This window comes from Arthrobacter sp. efr-133-TYG-104 (assembly GCF_030208915.1).
Taxonomy (GTDB): Bacteria; Actinomycetota; Actinomycetes; order Actinomycetales; family Micrococcaceae; genus Arthrobacter.
In genome coordinates this window covers 50,706-71,896 of record NZ_JARVTA010000017.1, presented here as the reverse complement: position 1 = coordinate 71,896, position 21,191 = coordinate 50,706, and the positions used below count along the sequence as shown (strand labels likewise).

Annotated in this window: 18 protein-coding genes and 1 pseudogene; 9 read left to right on the top strand and 10 right to left on the bottom strand. The window is 62.8% G+C overall.

All coding sequences use genetic code 11. The features are described 5' to 3' along the window. Nucleotides 1-74: 74 nt before the first annotated feature. Nucleotides 75-566 (bottom strand): DNA alkylation repair protein, encoded by a 492-nt coding sequence (locus tag QRN04_RS13345; protein WP_284976500.1) that lies wholly within the window; start codon nt 564-566, stop codon nt 75-77. Nucleotides 567-626: 60 nt separating this feature from the next. On the opposite strand from QRN04_RS13345, the gene QRN04_RS13340 reads away from it, so the two are divergent. Then, entirely contained in the window at nt 627-1,715 is a 1,089-nt protein-coding gene (locus QRN04_RS13340; protein ID WP_284976499.1) for a PDDEXK nuclease domain-containing protein, read from the top strand. Between the two features lie 114 nt (nt 1,716-1,829). After that, on the top strand, nt 1,830-3,278 hold the full coding sequence (locus tag QRN04_RS13335; RefSeq protein ID WP_284976498.1) for an HNH endonuclease: 1,449 nt from the start codon (nt 1,830-1,832) through the stop codon (nt 3,276-3,278). 5 nt (nt 3,279-3,283) lie between these two features. On the opposite strand, the gene QRN04_RS13330 is transcribed toward QRN04_RS13335, so the two are convergent. Both QRN04_RS13330 and QRN04_RS13325 read right to left on the bottom strand, forming a co-directional pair. Continuing rightward, nucleotides 3,284-3,541 carry a YciI family protein gene (locus QRN04_RS13330; RefSeq protein ID WP_502868798.1) on the bottom strand — a complete coding sequence of 86 codons (258 nt, stop codon included), beginning with the start codon at nt 3,539-3,541 and terminating at the stop codon, nt 3,284-3,286. 190 nt (nt 3,542-3,731) lie between these two features. After that, nucleotides 3,732-4,226, bottom strand: a complete 495-nt coding sequence (locus QRN04_RS13325) for an FUSC family protein (protein WP_284976497.1) — start codon at nt 4,224-4,226, stop codon at nt 3,732-3,734. Between the two features lie 685 nt (nt 4,227-4,911). Between QRN04_RS13325 and QRN04_RS13320 the strand changes: the two genes are divergently transcribed. Next, nucleotides 4,912-5,460 (top strand): MarR family winged helix-turn-helix transcriptional regulator, encoded by a 549-nt coding sequence (locus tag QRN04_RS13320; protein WP_284976496.1) that lies wholly within the window; start codon nt 4,912-4,914, stop codon nt 5,458-5,460. Nucleotides 5,461-5,703: 243 nt separating this feature from the next. On the opposite strand, the gene QRN04_RS13315 is transcribed toward QRN04_RS13320, so the two are convergent. After that, nucleotides 5,704-6,060, bottom strand: a complete 357-nt coding sequence (locus tag QRN04_RS13315; protein ID WP_284976495.1) for a hypothetical protein — start codon at nt 6,058-6,060, stop codon at nt 5,704-5,706. Between the two features lie 145 nt (nt 6,061-6,205). Between QRN04_RS13315 and QRN04_RS18170 the strand changes: the two are divergent. Further along, a pseudogene (locus QRN04_RS18170) lies at nt 6,206-6,556 on the top strand (hypothetical protein); the annotation flags it as partial. Here QRN04_RS18170 and QRN04_RS13310 read toward each other — a convergent pair. Further along, the gene (locus tag QRN04_RS13310; protein WP_284976494.1) at nt 6,467-6,994 is read right to left on the bottom strand and encodes a DUF2397 family protein; all 528 of its coding nucleotides are present in this window, start codon (nt 6,992-6,994) and stop codon (nt 6,467-6,469) included. The pseudogene QRN04_RS18170 and the gene QRN04_RS13310 overlap by 90 nt on opposite strands. Between QRN04_RS13310 and QRN04_RS13305 the strand changes: the two genes are divergently transcribed. The 3 genes from QRN04_RS13305 to QRN04_RS13295 are packed head-to-tail and all read left to right on the top strand — an operon-like array spanning nt 6,946 to nt 13,270. Further along, the gene (locus QRN04_RS13305; protein WP_284976493.1) at nt 6,946-7,791 is read left to right on the top strand and encodes a DUF2398 family protein; all 846 of its coding nucleotides are present in this window, start codon (nt 6,946-6,948) and stop codon (nt 7,789-7,791) included. The genes QRN04_RS13310 and QRN04_RS13305 overlap by 49 nt on opposite strands. Next, complete coding sequence (locus tag QRN04_RS13300; protein WP_284976492.1) at nt 7,788-11,972, top strand: TIGR02680 family protein; 4,185 nt, start codon at nt 7,788-7,790, stop codon at nt 11,970-11,972. Before QRN04_RS13305 ends, QRN04_RS13300 begins: the two co-directional genes overlap by 4 nt. Further along, nucleotides 11,969-13,270: a TIGR02679 family protein gene (locus QRN04_RS13295; RefSeq protein WP_284976491.1), complete on the top strand. Its 1,302-nt coding sequence runs from the start codon at nt 11,969-11,971 to the stop codon at nt 13,268-13,270. Before QRN04_RS13300 ends, QRN04_RS13295 begins: the two co-directional genes overlap by 4 nt. 1,290 nt (nt 13,271-14,560) lie before the next feature. Here the strand turns inward: QRN04_RS13295 and nrdF are convergent. The 5 genes from nrdF to nrdH form a co-directional block, all read right to left on the bottom strand. Then, nucleotides 14,561-15,535: a class 1b ribonucleoside-diphosphate reductase subunit beta gene (gene nrdF, locus QRN04_RS13290; protein WP_284976490.1), complete on the bottom strand. Its 975-nt coding sequence runs from the start codon at nt 15,533-15,535 to the stop codon at nt 14,561-14,563. After that, entirely contained in the window at nt 15,532-16,326 is a 795-nt protein-coding gene (locus QRN04_RS13285; protein WP_284976489.1) for an NUMOD3 domain-containing DNA-binding protein, read from the bottom strand. The genes nrdF and QRN04_RS13285 overlap by 4 nt, the downstream gene beginning before the upstream one ends. A gap of 15 nt (nt 16,327-16,341) precedes the next feature. Next, nucleotides 16,342-18,483: a class 1b ribonucleoside-diphosphate reductase subunit alpha gene (gene nrdE / locus QRN04_RS13280; protein ID WP_284976520.1), complete on the bottom strand. Its 2,142-nt coding sequence runs from the start codon at nt 18,481-18,483 to the stop codon at nt 16,342-16,344. Nucleotides 18,484-18,494: 11 nt separating this feature from the next. Continuing rightward, nucleotides 18,495-18,965, bottom strand: coding sequence for a class Ib ribonucleoside-diphosphate reductase assembly flavoprotein NrdI (gene nrdI, locus QRN04_RS13275; protein ID WP_284976488.1), 471 nt, complete (start codon nt 18,963-18,965; stop codon nt 18,495-18,497). 62 nt (nt 18,966-19,027) lie between these two features. After that, entirely contained in the window at nt 19,028-19,270 is a 243-nt protein-coding gene (nrdH, locus tag QRN04_RS13270; RefSeq protein ID WP_011775022.1) for a glutaredoxin-like protein NrdH, read from the bottom strand. A gap of 351 nt (nt 19,271-19,621) precedes the next feature. Here nrdH and QRN04_RS13265 point away from each other — a divergent pair, with 351 nt between their 5' ends. Beyond that, nucleotides 19,622-20,587: a LysR family transcriptional regulator gene (locus QRN04_RS13265; RefSeq protein ID WP_284976487.1), complete on the top strand. Its 966-nt coding sequence runs from the start codon at nt 19,622-19,624 to the stop codon at nt 20,585-20,587. A gap of 50 nt (nt 20,588-20,637) precedes the next feature. Then, the gene (locus QRN04_RS13260; RefSeq protein WP_284976486.1) at nt 20,638-21,141 is read left to right on the top strand and encodes a DUF2004 domain-containing protein; all 504 of its coding nucleotides are present in this window, start codon (nt 20,638-20,640) and stop codon (nt 21,139-21,141) included. Nucleotides 21,142-21,191: the final 50 nt, after the last annotated feature.

The window sequence follows — 21,191 nt, the reverse complement described above, 5'->3', positions numbered from 1 at the left end:
ACCCTGCCTCTCAATTCACGGAATTGGCACCTGGCATGTGTTGATGGCAACGGTAGGCGGGTCGCTGGTCCTTATCAAGGGGTTTGCTGGCCTGTCGCGAGGGCGGCGGCCCTCCGCAATTCCGGGTCCGGGTCCTCTGCCCAACGGTCCATGACCCGATCCGCGCGCTCGCGTGCCAGCCCCTCCAACTGGGCCAACAGCGGCCGGACCACATCTTTGGCCAACGGGTCCACCAGTTCCCGCGTCCCGGCCTGCCTTACGAAGCCCTCGATCCGTGTGAGGTCGGTGTTGACCAGCAAGCTCACCCGGGCTTGCAGCAACACCACCGCTGCCAGCCGGCGTTCGAAAACTGGCTCCGACCACAGTTCGGAGCTCAACGCCGTGATGTCATCGTGGCTCAGGGCCTTGTACTTCTTCAAGGCATCACGGATGGTTCCGCGGACGGCCCCAACGGACGCCCCATACACTTTCACGCTGTCGCCCAGGCGCTCGCTGGCTTCTGCGGCCTTCTCCCACGACGATTCGCGCTGCAGTGTGTAGTCCACGAACTCACCGGCTTCACTCACCCGCCTATTTTGTCAGGGCCTGCCCATAGCGTGTGGCCAACAGCAACCGACAGGAGACACATGACGTCCCAAGAGCTAGCAACCGAGGCTTCCTTTCCGGGCGTCCCGGGAGCCTCCTCCATGCCCGAGTGGTATCCGGACTTGCTCCACACTGTGGCTCAGGAAGTCCGTGTTGGCCGGACGCGTGCCGTCGCTGCCGCCAATGCTGAGCTGCTGAATTCCTACTGGAGCATCGGCCGGCAGCTTGCAGAGCGCGAATCCCAGGAAGGCTGGGGCGCCAAAGTGGTCACGAGGCTGTCCGCTGACATCCGCTCGCGCTTCCCTGATGCCAAGGGATTCTCCCCCAGGAACCTTCGGTACATGAAGAGCTTCGCCCAAGCGTGGCCGGACTTCCCAATGTTGCAAGCACCACTTGCAACATTGCCGTGGTACCACCAAATCGCCTTGCTGGAAAAGCTCGACGACGCCGCCACGCGGCTCTGGTACGCAGCGGCAGCGGTCCAGCATGGTTGGTCCCGGAACGTCCTGACGCATCAGATCTCCACCCGCTTGCACGACCGCTCCGGGCAGGCCATCACCAACTTCGCTTCCACCATGGTCAGGGCGGATTCAGACCTGGCTCAGCAGGCCACCAAGGACCCCTACGTGTTCGACTTCCTCGCCATGGCCGAACGGCACACCGAACGCGATTTGGAGGTGCAGTTGGTGAAGCACGTGGAGAAGTTCCTGCTGGAGCTGGGCCAAGGTTTCGCCTTTGTTGGCGAGCAGGTTCGTCTGGAAATTGCCGGCGACGAGTTTTTCGCGGACCTGCTGTTCTATCACTTGAAGCTGCGTTGCTACATGGTGATCGAGCTCAAGGCTGTGAAGTTCGAGCCCGGCTTCCTCGGGCAGCTGGGGATGTACATGGCTGCGGTGGATGATCTCATGGCACACCCGGATGACAAGCCCACCATCGGGCTGCTGCTGTGCAAGGAGAAGAACAGCGTGGTGGCCGAGTACGCCCTGCGTGGCTTCAACGCCCCGGTGGGGATTGCTGAATGGCGAACGTCGTTGGCGGACTCGCTGCCCGAAGAGCTGATTGGGAACTTGCCGAGCATCGAGACGTTGGAAGCCGAGTTGGCGAGCCAGGCGGAGCGGGTGGAGGGGTAAGTCAGAGTATCTGACCGCTGTGCGGTGGGCGCCCGGAACTAGTGCATTTGTCGAAATCTGGTGCGGTCGCTGTGGGGAGCTAATAATGTCAGGGCCCCTTGGCAGAGTAGGGGCATGGAACAGATTCGGGAGAGGCAAGCGGCTACAACCATAGGTGCTGCGCTTCTGCTTCCCCCGGCCCGGCCTGTTTCGAGACGGTCCGGCCCAGTTACGGCATCAGTGACTCCTCATCCGGCGGCCAACGCTACGGACTCGGAGCAGCCCGACTCGGTGGGTCATGGTTCCATCAGTCGTGATCTGATCGACCAGTTGCGCGCTTTGGAGGATATGAAGTCGGCCATATCGAGTTTGCAGGCCAAAATCGCGGTCGCATTTGACCTGGCCCAGCGCGCAGAACAAGCGGCAGCCGGTGTTCCTGTTGCCGAACGGGGTTCCGGTGTCGCCGCGCAGGTAGCGTTAGCCCGTCGTGAGTCGCCGAACCGGGGCGGCCGATTGCTGGGTTTGGCGAAGGCCCTGGTCACGGAGATGCCTCGTACTATGGCCGCACTGGAATCGGGCCAGCTCAACGAATGGCGCGCCACGCTGCTGGTGAAGGAAACAGCGTGCCTTTCGGTGGAGGATCGCTGTGCGGTGGATGAAGAACTAGCCGCCGATACCGGGACCTTCAATGGTTTCGGGGACAAGGCCATCATCGCCGCGGCAAAAGCCGCCGCCTACCGCCGTGATCCCCGCTCGGTCACCCAACGTGCCGCCCACGCCGCCAGCGAGCGAACCGTCAGCCTCCGCCCGGCGCCGGATACCATGACCTATCTGACCGCCCTCTTGCCGGCAGCCCAAGGCGTGGCGGCATACGCCGCGCTGACCCGCACCGCCGATTCACTCCGGTTTACAGGCGATCAGCGATCACGGGGACAACTCATGGCAGACACCATCGTGAAACGCGTCACCGGCACCCCTGGCGGAATCTCCGGCGTCGAAGTCCAACTCGTCATGACGGACCGCACCCTGTTCCGAGGCGACAGCGAACCAGCACGGCTCAAAGGCTACGGAACAGTCCCAGCAGGATGGGCCCGGAAACTACTTCAGCCAGCCGAACCAGGGGACCTTACGCGGCCTTCCGGCGCAGGAGCAGAGGCCGCTGCCGACGACATCGACTTCCGTGTGTGGCTTCGCCGGTTGTACACCGCACCCACTACGAGCGAGTTGCTTGCTTCGGACTCCAAAGCCCGGCTCTTTCCCCAACGGCTCCGGCGCTTCATCGAGACACGGGACATCACATGCAGAACCCCCTACTGCGATGCGCCCATCCGCCACATCGACCATATAGTTTCGTGGCAAAGGGGCGGTCCTACATCCATCCAGAACGGCGCGGGGCTCTGCGAAGCCTGCAACCACACCAAAGAAAACTCTGGCTGGTCTGTTAAAAGCGATTCCGGCCCCCGGCATACCGTCAACGTCAGCACCCCTACCGGACACAATTACCGGTCCACTGCCCCGCCTCTACCAGGCCGCGAGCATACGCATACGCATCCGCTGGCATCGGCAGATGAAGGCGGCCCTTAACGGCCTTAGCTGGCTGGGTCGCACTGGAACTCTCTGAGTTCTTGTGGGCAGCGGCATGCGACTGCGATTTTCGCGGCCCACTCAACTGCCGCTTCACGCGTTGGCAACTCGAGGATCGTGTAGCCGCCATTGGGTATCTTGTATCCCGGGTAGGTGCCCGGCGTGACTGTGCCATCAGCGGATACCCGCACCGGTTCCACTGCTTCGTTGATACCGCCGCCGAAGACATACACACCGGCAGCCTTGGCTTCTGATAACTGCATGCCCGGCTCTCGCCGCGACGTTGAGCTCGTCCGCCGTGAGCTGCATGGCCTCCCCGGGGAACGCCTCTTGCTGGGTGTGTCCCTATTCGGGTTGTGAGGGCACTCATCTGCCGATGAACGAGCCTCTTCTGAACTCACCATCGACAGGGAGCCCGCGGCTGAGGGCAGCTTCGCCTCCACGTGGCCGCCTTTACACATTATCGAGCATATGATCGCGCGGTGGGGTCCGGCTCGTAGGAGTGCGCCTTTCGTGGGTGATGACAGTGGCGGCTAGGGCGATGGTGAGGCCAATCAGGGTCTCAAGGGCGCGCTGAGCCAGGAGCGTGCCGATCGAGGCTGGCAGCATAAGATCGCCGAGCAGAAGGGCCATCGGGGTGAAGAAGACCAGGCCGAGGCTGTAGTTGCGCCCGGTCGTCAGCTCGGTGCACGCCTGGAGCACGGCGATCACGATAATCGCGGCGTAGCTGCTGAGGTGGGCGGCCAGGACGAGGGCCGCGGCGCCGAGGCCGGCGGCGGTGCCGATCACCCGCTGGGCAGCGCGCGTGAGGCGGGCGTGCAGGTCGGGTGCCGACATGGGAACGGATGCCGTGACGAAGGTCCAGTAGGGGTGGCCGATGCCGCTGGTCGCGACGGCGAGGCCGGCCGCAGCGATACCGAGCAGATAGCGGGCGACGTGGCGGCCCACCGGGTCGGACGGGGCGTAGGTCGCGCCACGACAGCCGATACCGCACCGGGTCGCCGCCGTCGCGGGCGGTGCGGCCCGGGAGGGCGAGCAGCAGCGCGAAGACGGCAGCGCCAGCCGCAGCGAGGGCGGCTGCGGGCACCGTGCTCAGCGCGATCGGGACCGTGGCCGAGGCTGTGAGGGCGAAGACAGGGTTGAGAGCTCCGGCCGGATGCCATCGGCCAAGCTCGGCTAGCACTACGGCGACGCCCGCCCAAACGGCCGCAATCGGGACGAGCAGCCAGAGCCGGAGCGGGACGGTCGCCACTAGGGCGCCGACGACGACGCCGACCACCAGCACCACCCTCGCCTGCGCCTGCATGGCTAGGCGTACCCGAGCCGGCTCATGTCGGCCGTACAGGGCGGTGAAGGCACCGATCGCGGCATACAGCAGCAGGTCGCCGCGACCGGACGCCAAGCATGCCACCAGCGGGACGAAGACCGCCAGGCTTGCGCGCAGGGCGGTCCAATGGGCGCCGGCATGCGGGCCCAAGTCGAAGACTGCCGCCCACCAGGACCGCGTGGGGCTGGCCTGCGTCATTTCAACCTTCCAAAGTGGTACAGGAATAAAGTACCTAAACGTTACTACAGTTATGAACTACTATTGTGGTTGACCGAGGCGACGGCCACGGGGGCGCGGAGGAGCTGGATGAATCAGGACGCAGACGGCGTGGCCGCTCATGGCGACGTCGTGGACCGGATGCAGCTTGAGTGGGCCCGGCTGCGTCCGGACCTGAGCTTCACCAGCCTCGGGGTGATCCACCGAGTCCTGCGCGCTTCCCGCCTTATCCTCGAAGCCAGCGACGCCTTCCTCGCCGACTACGGGCTCACCCGCGGCGAGCTGGACGTGCTTTCCGCGCTGCGCCGTACGAGCGAACCTCTGAGCCCAACGACGTTGGCCGAGACGCTGCTTGTCCCGCGCTCCGCGATCACCATGCGACTGAACGCCCTCCAGGCTCGGGGACTGCTGAGCCGGACGGCCAACCCGGCCGACGGTCGCTCGTCCCTGCTCGTCCTCACCGACACTGGCGCCGCGCTCGTGGACGAGGTGATTCCCGCGCAGCTCGCCCTCGAAGATGCCCTACTCGCCGAAGCCCCGGTCTGGGCCATCGAGGGCTTGGCCGATCCCCTGCGGGCGCTAACCTCCGCTTGGGAGCAAGGACGCGGCCTCCGAGACGGGTCCAGCAAGCATCGGTGAAACGGCACGCTGGAGCCCTGCGGATGACCCGCAGCAGCGCGCGCTTCGGGTGAGCATCAGCCGACGCGCTACCGGGTTCCCCGGGTAGACCACCGACGGCGTTCCGCTCCAACCTGAGGACGAAGGATTACCGCGCGATGTGTCCTGTTGCCTGAGTCAACCCGTGTCTAGTTCGCGGCCACTGTTCCGGTCTGATCGGCGTCCAGACGGCCGACAAGGGCGAACCCAAGCCGTTGCCCCGGCTCAACGATCCTCTCGGTGGACTGGCCGTAGGCGTGTCCGCTCATCGCGCATGAGCCCGTCGTCCAGCCGCCCGGTGACAACTTGGCCCGACAGGTGATCCAGCATCAGCTCGCTGGCCCGGTTCCCGTGGGTGGCGCGGCAGGTACGACCAATGCTCCCACGGAGTCCCGTCGCATCGCCCGCCTCCACGCGCTTGGCGCCCTCAGTGCGGCCGTAGGGGCCGCCGTGGCGGTCGTGGAAGGTGAACCCACCGTTGGACGCCCCCGAGTAAGGTGGCTGTCGATCATCACCATCGCGGGCGTCGCCTCGGCGCGATCTGTGAGAGCTAGGGACACCCTTGTCTTCGTCGGATGCCATTCCGTGCCCTTGTTTCTGCGCAGCAGCGCTATTTACCGTCCAGTCATCGGACAGCCCCTCAATGAAGGTTGCATTATATATATACTATTGGACATTCGTCAAGCCTGCCTGGTGACATCTCTGCCAGATCGTGATACTTTCGTCCATGGACGGCGGGCGCGATCGATCGAAAATGTCGCACCACTGCCCTACTGTGGGCCAGACAACGAATACCTACCGACCAAGGGCAACAGACCCGAGCGCGGCAGCAATCAGCAGAGGGGATTCCGTGATGGACGCTGGCGCAACGCAGGCCGAGGCAGATGCAACGCAGGAGCGACGGGATCTCTACCGGTACGTGACAGCTGACAGTGCCGAAGAGTACATCGCCATCATGAGCCTATTTTCTTCCACCCTCCTGGCCGACCTATCGGCAGGTGAGGCGCAGGGGGCGCTTAAGCGCTCCGGTACCCAGATCAGTATCGACGACCTCGAAGTCCGCTGTCGCCAGCTGGAGCAGTGGGGCAACCTTGTGCGGTCGGTTCGCGTCGCACGTGCCGCCACGGTGGCCGAATGGGTCAGCTGCGGGTGAGAGGCGCGCTCCGTTGAGGTTTCCGGACGCTATGAGTTCAGCTGTGGCGGCTTCCAGCCGCTCGGCCTCTTGCTGGGCCTCGTTAAGGAGGGCTTCGCGTTCCAGGCCGGGGTCCATTACCCGGCTGGCGCGGCCGCGCGCGGCACGGTCACCCCGCTCCCGCAGCGACAAGGGCACATCTACCGGTTCGGCGTCCCACCAGGAAGTGGTGGGGCCGTCCTGTCCGTTGTCTTCGTCCGGGCCCCGGAGCAGGTGTCTGGAGGGGTAAGCGCCGAAGGCCGCATTGAAGATCCGGTGCGAGGTCTCCGTATCGGATGCGTCGAACCACTGTGCAAGGCGCAGAAGGTCTGCGCGGCGGGACACTCCGGTGCCTGTTGCGCGGCTGGGGCGAACGGAACGATGAGGCCCTCCTGACAATCAACCGGTCGCTGCTGCCCCAGCTGCTCGCGCGCCCGCTCTACACCCTTGAGCAGCCTGACCAGCTGTGGGAACCCGACCCGGACCTTCCCGCCCAGCCACGACGTGATTTGAGGCGCCGCATCATCGAAAACCCCCTCGTACGCCGTGAAGACCTCACCGAGCCCGAACGTGATGCTCTGTCCCGCGAAAGAAATGACGTCGCCCAGGCCCTGTCGGACGCGTTCGGGCTGGAACTGGAAGTACGCGCCGAAGGTGTCCTGGCCTATGACACCGAAGAAGAGCTGACCGACGTCGCCTTCCCCGGAAACGGCACAGCCCGGCAGGCAGCACTGTTGCTTCTGGACGCGCTCGTGGACACCCTGCGCCCGTCCTCAGGGGCGGAGGCCCTGGTCCGCGGCCGGATCGTCCCGGGCGTTCTGGCGACATGGGACCTGGTCGATGCCAACCTGGAGCACCTCGCCGAGCAGAATTCCCGGAACTGGCGCAACGACGTCATCGACAACCTCGACCGCTTGCGTGCCGAAGTCGTTCAAATCCTCACCTCCGTCGACCTGGCGACAGTCACCGACGACGGGCTCGTGCTGCATGCAGCCTGCGGCAGGTACCGGCCGGAACCAGTCCGCTCCAATGCCAAGCCACGCTCATTGCGCCGTCTTGAGGCGACTCCCGGAGGTCACCTGGAACAAACCGAAACGCTCTTCCCCGACCTTCCCGCTACCGCGCCCCAGGACCAGCCATGACAACTGCTGCCACCGGACACGACACTGCCGAAACCCTCGGCCGCCACAACCCGGAACGGTGGCGGATGAACCGGGCAGGCCTGCTCAACGTCTGGCACTACCATGACGCCACCTTCAACTGCTCCGGAGGCCGACTGGTGCTGCGGGGCACGAACGGATCCGGCAAGTCCCGGGCACTTGAGATGCTGCTGCCGTACCTCCTGGATGCAGACCGGCGCAAAATGGATGCCACCGGTTCGGGCAAGGTCCGGCTCCAGGACCTGATGAAAGCCGGCAGCACCTCTGGCGGCAGCCGCGAAGGGTACCTGTGGCTTGAATTGAAGCGGGAAACCATCGGGGACGGAGTTGAGAACGGTGTCCAGGTTGAGCACCTGACGCTCGGTGCATTCATCCGGTTCTCACAGTCCACCGGGGACGCGAAGGTCTGGTACTTCACTACGCCCCTGCGTGTGGCGCATGACCTGCAGCTGATGTCCTCCACCCGTGAGGTCCTCTCCCGTGACCAGCTGACCTCGCTGATCGGGGCCGACCGGATCACCGATTCACCGGAAATGCATCGCGAGCGGGTCCGCAACACCGTGTACGGCCTTACCGGGGAGTCAGGCCGGGACCGGTTCGCCGGACTGATGCAGCTGACGCACACCCTTCGTTCTCCCGATGTCGGGAACCGCATTGAGGAAGGGCGCCTTCCGCAGATCCTTTCCGATGCGTTGCCGCCCCTGGGCGAGGGAGCCCTGACCGCAGCCGGCGAACAGCTCGACGGTCTGTCCGAGACCCGCGCAGGGCAAGAGCGCCTCGAACTGGCTTACCGGCACGTCAACACCTTTTTCGGCACGTACCGGAGGTACGCCGCCGGGGTCCTCGCCGGCGCCGCCACCGCCGCCGAGGATTCGGCGACAGCAGCCCAGCGGGCCACGCTTCACTCCGATCAGCGCCAGACGGAACATCTGAAGCTGGCCGGAGTGAAGCAGGAAGCGGAAGGCACCGTGGCTGGACTCGCAGACACCGAAGGCCGGCTGGAAGCGACCATCACCGGCATCAAGACGTCGGCGTCCTACGCCAATGCCCGCGACCTCGATGAAAGGGAGCGGAAGATCGCCGCCCTGGCCAGGTCCTCGGACCTCGCCTTTTCCGCGGCAGCAACGGCACGGGAAACCGAGATTTCACGTGTCGAGGATGCGTCCAAACGCGCCGGGGCCGCAGCGCAGACAGCCCAGGAAGCTGGGCGCGAGCTGGCAGAAGCGCACGCCCAGTTGGGAGCCGCCGGGGTGCCGGCGAATTTCGCCGGCACGGCGTCGGTACGGGCAGTCCGTGCCGACCCCGTCATGGAGATCGTCCGTACCAGCCGGAATGCTGGTCCTGAACCAGTTGACCGGCCGGCCGCCGCCGAACTGGAGGTCGCCCCCGCCGACATTCCAAGTGAGCAGGCAGGGATCGGCCTTGCAATTAAAGCAGTCGAGATGCGCCAGCGGCAGGCCGGTGCCCGGCTCGAACAGGCCCAACGCCTGGAGAAAGAGAAATCAACATTAGCCACAGCTGACCAGCGGGCGGAAGAGGACCAGGACCGTGCCGATCAAGCCGCGGCCGAGGCAACCGAGGCTGCCGACCACCTCAGGTCGGAGCTGACTGCGCTGTCGGACCAGTGGAGAGCCTGGGTCAGCGCCCCCGGGACAACCGACGCCCTGGGCGTGGTGGATTTCGTGCACGGCCCGCTCGGGGCGTTCCTTGAAAACCCCGACACTGTCCTCGCCGACCCTGAATTACTGGCCAGTCTGGACAAGGCGGCCACCAGCTGGGGAACCGGCGCCCGGCAGCGGCATGCCACAGCACTCGCCTCCCTTGACGCCGCCGACAGCACAGACAAGCGGGGGCGGGCCGAGCTTGAGAACGAAAAATCCCAGCTGCTCGCAGCCATCGACCAGCCCCCGGCCGGCCCTTCCTGGCTGAGTAGCGGCCCGGAAGGATCAGTCCCGCTGTGGCGGGCGGTTGACTTCGCCGACGGCGTCCCGGAATCGGACCGATCCGGGATTGAAGGCGCCCTCCTAGCTTCCGGGCTGCTGTTGGGCTCCGTCACCGGCAGCGGCTCACTGCTCGCCGCGGACGGCCAGCTCCTCCTGCAGGCAACAGGCCCCTCCGCGGATAGCCCCCTCGGACGCGTCCTCACCGTTGATCCGGCCACACCAAATGCGGGCGCTGTCATCTCCGTGCTCGAGCGGATCGGGTACGGGCCCGGGTCCGGGTCGCACAGCACCTGGGTTGCCCCGGACGGCAGCTGGGGCAACGGGCCGCTGACCGGCAGGCACGTGCCAGGACCCGCCCGTCACATCGGCGCCGCAGCCCGCGCTTCAGCACGGGAAGCACGGCTCGCTCTGATCGCCACCGAACTCCAAACCCTTGATGCTGCCCTGGCGAAAAGGTCCGTGGAACGAGATGGAGTCGTGCGTGCCCAGGCGCAACTCTTAGGCGTCCTCGAAGCGGCACCACGCAGCCAGCCAGTCGCAACGGCGGCCGCGCTTGATGACGCAGCTGAAAAACGGTTCAGGAAGGCCTGCGAAACCGCCACCACCGCCAGGAATCTGGCGCAGGACCTGCGCCGCAAATGGGAGAAGTCACAGACTGAGCATCACAATGCCTGCGTAGAATTCAGTCTGCCCGTCGAGGTGGACGCGCTCAGCCAGATCCAGCGCGGCGCCGGTGAAGCAGTCAAGCTGTGCGTCTCGGCAGCCAAAGCTTTGCAGCGGCTCAAAGACGATCTTGACGGGCACACCGGAGTCATCAGCGAGGTCCAGACCCTCCTGGATGATCGTGTGAAAGTCGAAACCCAGGCCGACCTCGAATGGCGGACCTGGCACACGGAGGAGGCGGAGTTCGCCGCAGTGCGCGCCGCCATTGGCGCGGAAGCGGCCAGCGTCCGCGAAAAGCTGGACAAAGCCGAAAGCGATCTGGCCCGAACCCGTCACGACCTCATCACGGAGCGGAAACACCTCTCCAGCCTCTCCGAGCACGTCGGCCAGATCAGAGCTGAAGCATCATCCGCGCAGGAGAAGGCTGCCGAAGCGCATACGCACCTGGCCGCCGCGGCGAAGGGACTACAGCGACTGCTGGCGCTGCCCGGTGTCGCCGACGCCGCGCTGGCCCCGGAGCTGAGGCCGATCGCCCTCACGGAGATCAGCGTAAAGTCAGTGCGAAGTGCTGCCGGCGCCGTAAGCGCTGCCCTTCAGGGCCAGGCAACCGCAGACGAGAACGCCCTCATCAGGGCACAGCAGGCACTCGAAAGAGAGATCGTCGGCACCTTCGACGTCCTTGCAGAGATCAAACACGCCGTCCGCCTTATCGAAGTGTCCGATGCCTCCGGCCGGCGCACGATCGCCGCGGCGGCAGCAGAGCTCGCCCGCCAACGCGACGAGGGCAAGGCGGCTATGTCGGACCGTGAGCATCACGTATTCACCGATTTTGTTCTGGGCGGTGTCGCCGATGAGCTCCGCCGCAGACTGGACCAGGCCTCGGCGCTCATGGCGGCCATGAATGATTCACTGTCTACGATCAGGACCAGCCACGGCATCGGAGTCAAAGTACGGTGGAACCTGGCAGACGGGGCCGACGTGTCCGTGACGCGGATCCGCGAACTGGTCACCACAGCGCCCGCTTTGCGCACCACTGCGGCCAATGCCGAACTCGCCGACCTTCTCAAGGCGCGCGTGGAGGAATCCTTGGCCGCAAACGCTGACTCCGGGTACGCCGAGCACCTGCGCAACGCCCTGGATTACCGGGCCTGGCACACGGTCGAGGTAATTATCACCGGACCCGCTGAAGGGCAGCAGCGGCGACTGACGCGCGGTGCGAAACTGTCCCAGGGTGAGACCCGCTTTGTTTCGTATGTGACCTTGTTCGCAGCTGTGGACGCGTACCTGTCCAGCCTTCCCGGTAACGGAGGAGCGCTGCGGCTGCTGCTTCTCGATGACGCGTTCGCCAAGGTCGATGACCAGACCATTGCCGAACTGATGGGCCTTCTGGTCCGCCTGGACATCGACTTCGCCTTGACCGGGCACGACCTGTGGGGCACGTACGCGCAAGTTCCTGCCCTGGACTGCTATGAAGTCAGGCGCCGGCAGGACGGACCGGCCGTAACGACGCACCTGCACTGGGATGGCCGGAACCGGCACCTGAGGGCTGCTCAATGACAGGAACAACCCTGCCGGAAGCTGCCCTGGCCTATCTTTCCAACGCGGCGCTGACGCCACTGTGGGCAGCGGCCCGCGGCCGCCTGGAAAGGAACCGGCTCCTCGCCAAAGGGACTGTCAAGGTCTTCGTCGACGATGAAGGCGCCGATGTGCTCGCGGGTCTGCTTACTACCACTGTCACGGTAGGAGAAGTGAGCGTGCGGCTGGACAAGCTCGATGCCCGGCTGCGGGAATCGGCGGCGCAGGCGGGCCTCGCCACTGTCATAGAGGCCATCACCAAGGTGCCCCTGCAAGACCGCACAGCGGCAAGGGAGCAAGCAGCGGCCGTCCGGGCGCTTGCCCTCGCACGGCTTGATGCTGCCCTGGCCGGTGCCGGACTGGCGTATGCTGCCTGGGTTCCCGCGTTCGTAGCCGGGGTCCAGCAGGCCGGACTGCTCACCCGGGCCGGGGAGGAATACGCCGCCCGGTGCGCTGACCGTGCCGGCGCTGTTCTAACCGCGCTGGGCACCCGTACCAACCTGAGCTCGCCGGATCCCTGGTCCCCGGGACCGGGGCCGGTGTGGGAGCTGGCCGAGCTCGCTTCCCGGTGCACAGGAACAGCCCACGGGCTCGACGACGGCACATTGACCAGCGCCCTTGTCCTTCGGGCCGCATCAGCAGCGTTCGGGGAGCCGGTCCCTGTCCGCGCTACTGCCAGGCGCGCGCTGTGGGAACGGCTCGGCGTCGTCACAGACGTCGTTTCCGGAACCGTGCTCACATGGAACCTGCGCCCGCCCGGAACAGATCCGTGGTCCCGAATGATGCAGGCCCGCGCCGACCTTAGCTTGGTGACCCACCTGACCGTGCATGAGATGCGTGCTGCCGGGGCCGGCACACTCCTGGCCAGCTCTGGCACTGTCGTGTCCGTATGCGAGAACCCTCAGGTACTGCAGGCCGCGGCCAGAGCGGCGGTTCCCGGCGTGCTGATATGCCTGTCAGGGAACCCTGCCAGTGCGGGCGTACTGGCCCTGAACCGACTCATCGCCGCCGGCAATGACGTACGGTATCACGGCGATTTTGACTGGCCTGGAGTTGCGATTGCGGGCCGCGTTCTAGCCTCCGGCGCCACGCCATGGCGTCTAGCGGCAAATGATTACGAAGCGGCCGCGAACTCTCTGCCCGCCGACGAAACGCTCGCACTCGAGGGTAAGCCGGTCCCGACCCCCTGGGATCCAGCCCTCGCCGTAGCCATGACCCGGCAAGGGGTGGCCCTACACGAGGAGTCGCTCCTCAAGCTGCTGCTTAGCGACCTCGTATGAATATGGTCAGCAGCGCGGCGATCATGGGATGATCCGGACGTTTAGCGCGCCGACCAGCAGGCTTTTGCAAGGGGGCCATTTAGGGGAACCAGAACACTGACGAAGTCAAGAAGATAGTAAGTAAGAGGACTGAAGACGAACGCCTGAATCACGTTGGCTCAACGGGGACAATTTAGTTGGCACTGCGCCAAGATGTATGTGAGTTGATCTTCTGGGAAGAACTTCGCGGATTTAAGCCCCTTTATCCGGTGCGCATGTCATCGGCCACGATCCGCAAGGACGGATCCAGGCGGAGAAGGACTTCGTTGAAGCGGACACCCCACTGGAGCCAGTTGCCATCCATGTCGACCGGCGACCTAGAAAGGGACGATGATCTGGGGCGCCGATCCGCACGTTTTCCACATAGCGGTGTGAGCCGCAGTGTACTGACGCGTTCGCCTGATCACGGCATTCGCTTCTTTCATAAGGTTTGGGATATGCACCTCGTCCTTGCGAAGCACGAACACCGCTTCATCCGCAATGAGCATCGAACGAGTTTCGCCTCGCCACCCGGCCGACCCCAAATACCCCGTTCCATCACAATGCAGTTGAACGCCCCAACCCATCCTGGCCCGTCCGCTGATCGTTGCGCCCACTGATGAGCCCATTCGTCTATGCGATCGTCGAAGTGCTCCAGAGAATTTCGCGTTGCAACGTTTCTAATCGCGGGGAGCGCTGGATTTCCCATTAGGTCCTGAATCCACCCGATGCGGCTTTTCCAGAGGTCAGCTCCTTCTTTCGCGGCCTTCCACTCCCGAAAACTAAATTTGTCAACGCGGCCGCGCAGGAGATCGCCTGCTCTACCCGCTCGCGATGTCCTTGCACTGCTGAGTTCTGACTTTTGCCCCGCCCGAACCTGGCACCGGCTAGGGAGCCCGCGGACGGTCACCTCGAGTCCAGCCACGCCCTGATAACTGGTTTCAGGGTGCTCACGTCATTGGCGAAGTCGGGACTGAGCACCTGAGCACCTGACCATTCAAATCGGCCGTCCGGGCAGGCGCGTCCCGGGCACTCGACCGCAAGCATGCCACACCGAGCGCCAGCGGCAGTTACATGCCGGGACGCTTACAGAGCGGGCCCCGATTCACCGTTCAGGGCCGCTTCGGCAGCTACTGGAAAGACTTCCAAGTAGCTGCCCCCTGCCGGCACTTGACCTCTACCGCCAACTGGGCGAGTTTTCGCCAACTTTCCAGTCCCGTTTCGCCAACTGGTGTTCAAACCGCCAACTAGCTTCCGATCTCACACAGGAGCCTAGAACTCCCAGTCCTCATCCTCCGTGTTAACGGCCTTGCCAATGACGTAGGAGGAGCCCGAGCCAGAGAAGAAGTCGTGGTTCTCGTCGGCGTTCGGGGAAAGTGCCGAGAGGATGGCCGGGTTCACGTCGGTGACGGAAGCCGGGAACATGGCCTCGTAGCCGAGGTTCATGAGGGCCTTATTGGCGTTGTAGTGCAGGAACTTTTTGACATCCTCGGCAAGGCCGACTCCGTCGTAAAGGTCGTGCGTGTACTGGACTTCGTTTTCGTACAGCTCGAAAAGGAGCTCGAACGTGTAGTCCTTGATTTCCTGCTTGCGGGCCTCGGAAACCTTCTCAAGGCCCTTCTGGAACTTGTAGCCGATGTAGTAACCGTGCACGGCCTCGTCGCGAATAATGAGGCGGATGAGGTCGGCTGTGTTCGTGAGCTTGGCACGCGAAGACCAGTACATGGGGAGGTAGAAGCCCGAATAGAACAGGAAGCTTTCCAGCAGCGTGGAAGCAATCTTGCGCTTCAGGGGATCGTCGCCTTGGTAGTAGTCCATGACGATCTGCGCCTTCTTCTGCAGGTTCTCGTTTTCGAGAGACCAGCGGAATGCGTCGTCAATCTCCTTGGTGGAGCACAGGGTGGAGAAGATCGACGAGTACGACTTCGCGTGCACCGACTCCATGAAGGCGATGTTGGTGTACACAGCTTCTTCATGCGGGGTGACGGCATCCGGAATCAGCGAGACAGCGCCCACCGTGCCCTGGATGGTGTCCAGCAAGGTGAGACCGGTGAAGACGCGCATGGTGAGCTGCTGCTCATCCGGGGTCAGCGTGTGCCACGACTGGACGTCGTTGGACAGCGGCACCTTCTCCGGAAGCCAGAAGTTGTTGACCAGTCGGTTCCAGACTTCCACGTCCTTGTCATCCTGGATTTTGTTCCAGTTGATGGCCTCGACGTGCGTCAGGAGCTTCACTTTCTCAGTCATTTGTCGGTTTCGCTTTCTCGCATGAGCTTGGCTTGTGCTGCATCGTCGATGCAATGCTGGCATGTGGGTTTCACGATGCCCTTATTGGTGTGATGACGGGTGTGGGCGCTACGACGGCTCGATGGCTTGGGTACGCCTTTACGGACCGCTGACATTTTGGCTCGTGTTTCAGCGCTTGCCGACTTTCCGAAGTTTGGGTTGCCTTCGCCCGTGAAGGCTGCAGAAAGTGCCTTGCGGGACTCCAAAGGCATCGTGTGCGCGAATCCGGGGTGATCCGGACCGAACTTCCCGAAGTTCGGGTTGTCCGCTCCCACGAAAGTCCCTTTTCGTTCCTCAGCCCATTTCCGCCGCTGTTCCACAGAGTGTGAATTGCCAAAGAATGGATTCTCTTCCCCGAAACGGCTCAGGCCTTTTCGCCCTGTGGATCGAAGACGAGCAGCTTCCCGCATGTCTTCGGTCCACACCAAGCCGGTCGGGCCGAAACCACCTTCTGAAAGATTTAGAAGGCGATCCCCCTGACTCCTCAAGTAGGCAATCCAGTCAATCTCTGCCTGCCCAAGCTCGTCCAAACCTTCAATCCAGTCCAGCTCGTCGGCAATGAGGTCTTCGGCGTCGTGCTTCCTGACCCAATCGTAGAAAGGAGTCCTGCGCCCTTCTGCGGCAACTCTGAGATGTTGATGAAACCGACGGCTGGCAGTTTTGGTCGTCAAACCAACGTAGCGGTATTCAACCTCGCGTCGAAGCCGAATGCCGTAGATCAAGCCGCCCGTCGCCGTCGTAATTTCCTTCATCTCAACGCACCACCATCACAGGGCACATGAAACACAACCCTCAACTTCGGTCCCTTCAAGGGCCATCTGGCGGAGACGGATGTAGTAGAGGGTCTTGATGCCCTTGCGCCATGCGTAGATCTGCGCCTTGTTGATGTCACGCGTGGTGGCGGTGTCCTTGAAGAACAGCGTCAGGGAAAGCCCTTGGTCCACGTGCTGTGTGGCAGCGGCGTAGGTGTCGATGATCTTCTCGTAGCCGATTTCATAGGCATCCTGGTAGTACTCCAGGTTGTCGTTGGTCAGGTACGGCGCCGGGTAGTAGACGCGGCCGATCTTGCCTTCCTTGCGGATTTCAATCTTGGCGGCCACCGGGTGGATCGACGACGTGGAGTTGTTGATGTAGCTGATGGAACCGGTGGGCGGCACGGCCTGGAGGTTCTGGTTGTAGATACCGTGCTCCATGACGGAAGCCTTCAGCTCGCGCCAGTCATCCTGAGTGGGGATGTGGTGGCCGGCAAAGAGCTCGCGGACGCGCTCCGTTGCCGGTGCCCATTCCTGCTCGGTGTACTTGTCGAAGAACTCACCGGATGCGTAGGTGGACTTCTCGAAGCCGCCGAACTTCTGGCCGGTCTCGATGGAGAGCCTGTTGGAAGCGCGGAGAGCGTGGAAGAGCACCGTGTAGAAGTAGATATTGGTGAAGTCCAGGCCCTCTTCAGAGCCGTAGTGGACGTGCTCACGGGCCAGGTAGCCGTGGAGGTTCATCTGTCCAAGGCCAATCGCGTGGCTCTGGGCGTTGCCCTGGGCGATCGACGGAACCGAGTTGATGTAGGACATGTCCGAGACAGCGCTCAAGGCGCGGATGGACGTCTCAATGGAGAGGCCGAAGTCCGGTGAATCCATGGTCTTGGCGATGTTCATGGAACCGAGGTTGCAGGAGATGTCTTTGCCCACGGTCTCGTAGCTCAGGTCTTCGGCGTAGATCGACGGCGATGAAACCTGCAGGATCTCCGAGCAGAGGTTGCTCATGGTGATCTTGCCGTCGATCGGGTTGGCCCGGTTCACGGTGTCCTCGAACATGATGTACGGGTAACCGGACTCGAACTGGATCTCAGCGAGCGTCTGGAAGAACTCGCGGGCGCTGATCTTGGTCTTCTTGATCCGCGAATCGTCCACCATTTCGTAGTACTTCTCAGTGACCGAAATGTCGGAGAAAGGCACTCCGTAAACGCGCTCGACGTCGTACGGCGAGAAGAGGTACATGTCCTCGTTCTTCTTGGCGAGTTCGAACGTGATATCCGGAACCACAACGCCCAAGGAGAGCGTCTTGATACGGATCTTCTCGTCGGCGTTTTCCCGCTTGGTGTCCAGGAAGCGGTAGATGTCCGGGTGGTGGGCGTGCAGGTAGACGGCACCTGCACCCTGGCGCGCACCGAGCTGGTTGGCGTAGGAGAAGCTGTCTTCGAGGAGCTTCATCACGGGAATGACGCCGGAGGACTGGTTTTCGATCTGCTTGATCGGCGCACCGTGCTCGCGGATGTTGGTGAGCGAGAGCGCCACACCGCCACCACGCTTGGAGAGCTGCAGCGCGGAGTTGATGGCGCGTGCGATCGACTCCATGTTGTCTTCGATCCGGAGCAGGAAGCAGGAGACGAGCTCGCCGCGCTGTGCCTTCCCTGCATTCAGGAACGTCGGGGTGGCCGGCTGGAAACGGCCGTCGATGATCTCGTCGACGAGCCTGCTAGCGAGCTCTTCGTTACCACGGGCCAAGTGCAGTGCGACCATGCAGACACGGTCTTCGTAGCGCTCCAGGAAGCGCTTGCCGTCGAACGTCTTCAGCGTGTACGAGGTGTAGAACTTGAAAGCACCGAGGAAGGTCTCAAAGCGGAACTTCTTCTTGTACGCGCGGTTATAGAGTTCGCGAATGAAGTTCATCGTGTACTGGTCGAGCGTTTCGCGCTCGTAGTACTGGTTCTTCACCAGGTAATCGAGCTTCTCTTCCAGGTCGTGGAAGAACACGGTGTTGTTGTTCACGTGCTGCAGGAAGTACTGGTGCGCAGCTTCTCGGTCGGCCTCGAACTGGATCTCACCGTTGGGGCCATACAGGTTCAGCATGGCGTTGAGCTCGTGATAGCCCAGTCCCTTGTAAGCCTCAGGCAATGGCTTTTTGACCGTGTCCACAGCGCCCCCGGTTACTTCTGTTTCTGCGACAGTTGTGTCCAAAACTTTTCCAGCCCTTCGTTGACCCGTTGGACGTCTTCTGGCGTCCCCATGAGTTCAAATTTGTAAAGATGCGGCACCTTGCACTTGACGGAGACAATGTCTCCCGCTGCGCAGTAGTTGTCCGCGAAGTTTGTATTCCCCGCTCCGATAACACCGCGGATCAGTTCCCTGTTCCCGGGGTCGTTCAGAAACCTGATCACCTGCTTGGGCACGGAACCTTCGCCGTTGGTGCCACCGTATGTGGGCAGCACAAGGACGAAAGGTTCAAGCGCCTGAAGGGGTGCGTCCTGGGCATAAAGTGGGATCCGCGCAGCGTCCCGACCCAGTTTCTGGACGAATCGTTTGGTGTTTTCGGAGGTGGAGGAAAAGTAGATGAGGTGACTCCTGGTGGTGACAGCGTGCGCCGCATCGCGAACAGTTACCGCTGCCACCGGTGCCATGGGAGTCACCTCAACTACATAGGAATTCTTGGTGTGTATGGTGGCGAAGCCTGACAGGAAACTTAGGCCACGGAGGAGACGGCCTGGGCCAGTTCCTCGATCTTGTCCGGGCGGAATCCGGACCAGTGATCTTGTTCGGTCACGACGACGGGAGCCTGCATGTACCCCAGGGCCTTGAGCCGCTCGAGGGCCTCGGCGTCCTGGGAGATATCGACACTCTGGTAGGCAATGCCCTTCTTGTCGAGCGCCCGGTACGTTGCGTTGCACTGAACACAGGCCGGCTTGGTGTAAACCGTTACGGTCATGATCCCTGTCCCCTAAGTTGAAGTCTGATTCTCTTCGTATCTGGCGGGTTCAACCGGAGCTAACCAATGAATCCGATACCGGCCCTGTTTCCCGCCCAATCCGTAAACCGATACTACATGTAGTGCAAGCGCCTAACTGGAACCCCAAGATGATGTATTACAAGTATGTCATTCAATCCACTGCTCGTCCACAGGCAGGGCCCTTCAAAATGTCCGTGATTCCGCCGAAGTGAGAGATGAAATCCACACCCTGTGGACTACTTAGCCACATTAAATCTCCCGCGTGTCGCGGGGTAGCGGCGTGTCGTGACACTTTGAAAATGTGGTGCGTTCAACAGCTAAAATTTGGTGATGGTCAACCTCCTCCACCTCCGGACACTCATGGAGGTTTCCCGGCTTGGGTCGTTCGCTGCCGCCGCCGCGCAGCTCGGCTACACCGCCTCAGCCGTATCCCAACAGATGGCTGCACTGGAACGGGACACCGGCGTCGAACTGTTCCAGCGCTCGGCTCGCAGCATCGTCCCCACGGAAGCCGCGGTGACCATGACGCGCCACGCATCCAAGGTACTTACCGACGTCGAGGCCCTCATGGCGGCAGCCTCGCGGACGAACGACTCCCCCGCCCAGGAACTGCGGCTGGGGATCTTCCCCAGCCTTGCCACCTACGTTTTGCCGGAGATCCTGCTCAGTGACCGCTGGAAGGACTTAGGCATAGAACTCAAGGTTTCAGTGGCAGAACCAGCCCAAACCATCCAGGGACTCCGCAGCGGCGGGGAGCTGGATGTAGCCCTGGTCTACCAGGTGGGGCAGTCCGGTTTGGCGTGGCCGCACTCCCTGGAACGGCAATGGATTGGCGACGACGACTTCCGCGTTGTCCTGCCGGCGTCGTGGAAAATCCGTGAGGACGCCGAGATGGAGGCCTCCCACCTCTCGGACATGCCGTGGATCGTCCATCATCCCGGCACAAGCGATGCCTTGGTCATCGAGCGGCTGTTCGCCAGTTGCAACCTCCATCCCCGCGTCGTGGCCTACAGCGACGACTTCCACGCCAGCCTCGAAATGACGGCCGCCGGGCTCGGTGCTTCGCTGGTGCCGGAACTGGCCCTATGGAACCGGCCATCCGGCGTCGTGGTCCTCGACGTCCCCGACATCCGCTTGGCCCGAAATGTTTTCGCTTTGCTCATCAATGAAAAGCGAACCGCTCAAGTTCAATTGTTCACGCAAATGCTGGCAGATTCGCTGCGCGGCTCCGCCGGCCGGAGCGGGCTGCATCCCCTCAAAACCGAGCGTGTCAAGGGTCCGCAGCGCAACCGCTGAAATATTCCCATTTGCTGGAACACGCTCGGTGTTGGGGTTAGATTGATCACATGGGCAAGCTAGCGAGCAAGCACTTTGGGGAAATTGAGCTCAGCAATGGGCGCGAACATTGCTTTGTTGCCAAACATGAGATTGGTGGCAGCCAGCTTGAACTGGACCTCAACGTCGCCGCGCATGACCATTTCGATGAAGCCGCGATGCGCAAGGTGGACTATCGGTTGCGTTTCCTCCCCGAGCTCGTGGACCAAGTCCGGGAAATGATCTCCGAGGAACTGGACCAGGACGGAACCAACCCCCAACAGTTCCTGCACTTCCACTGCTCGCAGCTCAAAGAGGAGCAACTCGAATCCGTCTTTGGCGTCAGGGACAAGGAGCAGCTCACCAACAACGTGTTCCTAAAAGCCCTGAAACTCGGTCATGTGGCCATCTATCCGGGCCAGCCGGAACGCTACTTCGTCCTCGACTTCACGCTCGGCTCGCGCTTCACCGACGAATTGTTGGTAGCCGCTGCGGATGAAGACGGCGTGGTGGATGACGAAATCCTGTGGGAGTAGCGAACTCCTAAGAAGGCTTAAAGCAGCCGACGGCGGCCGGTCACCTGTGA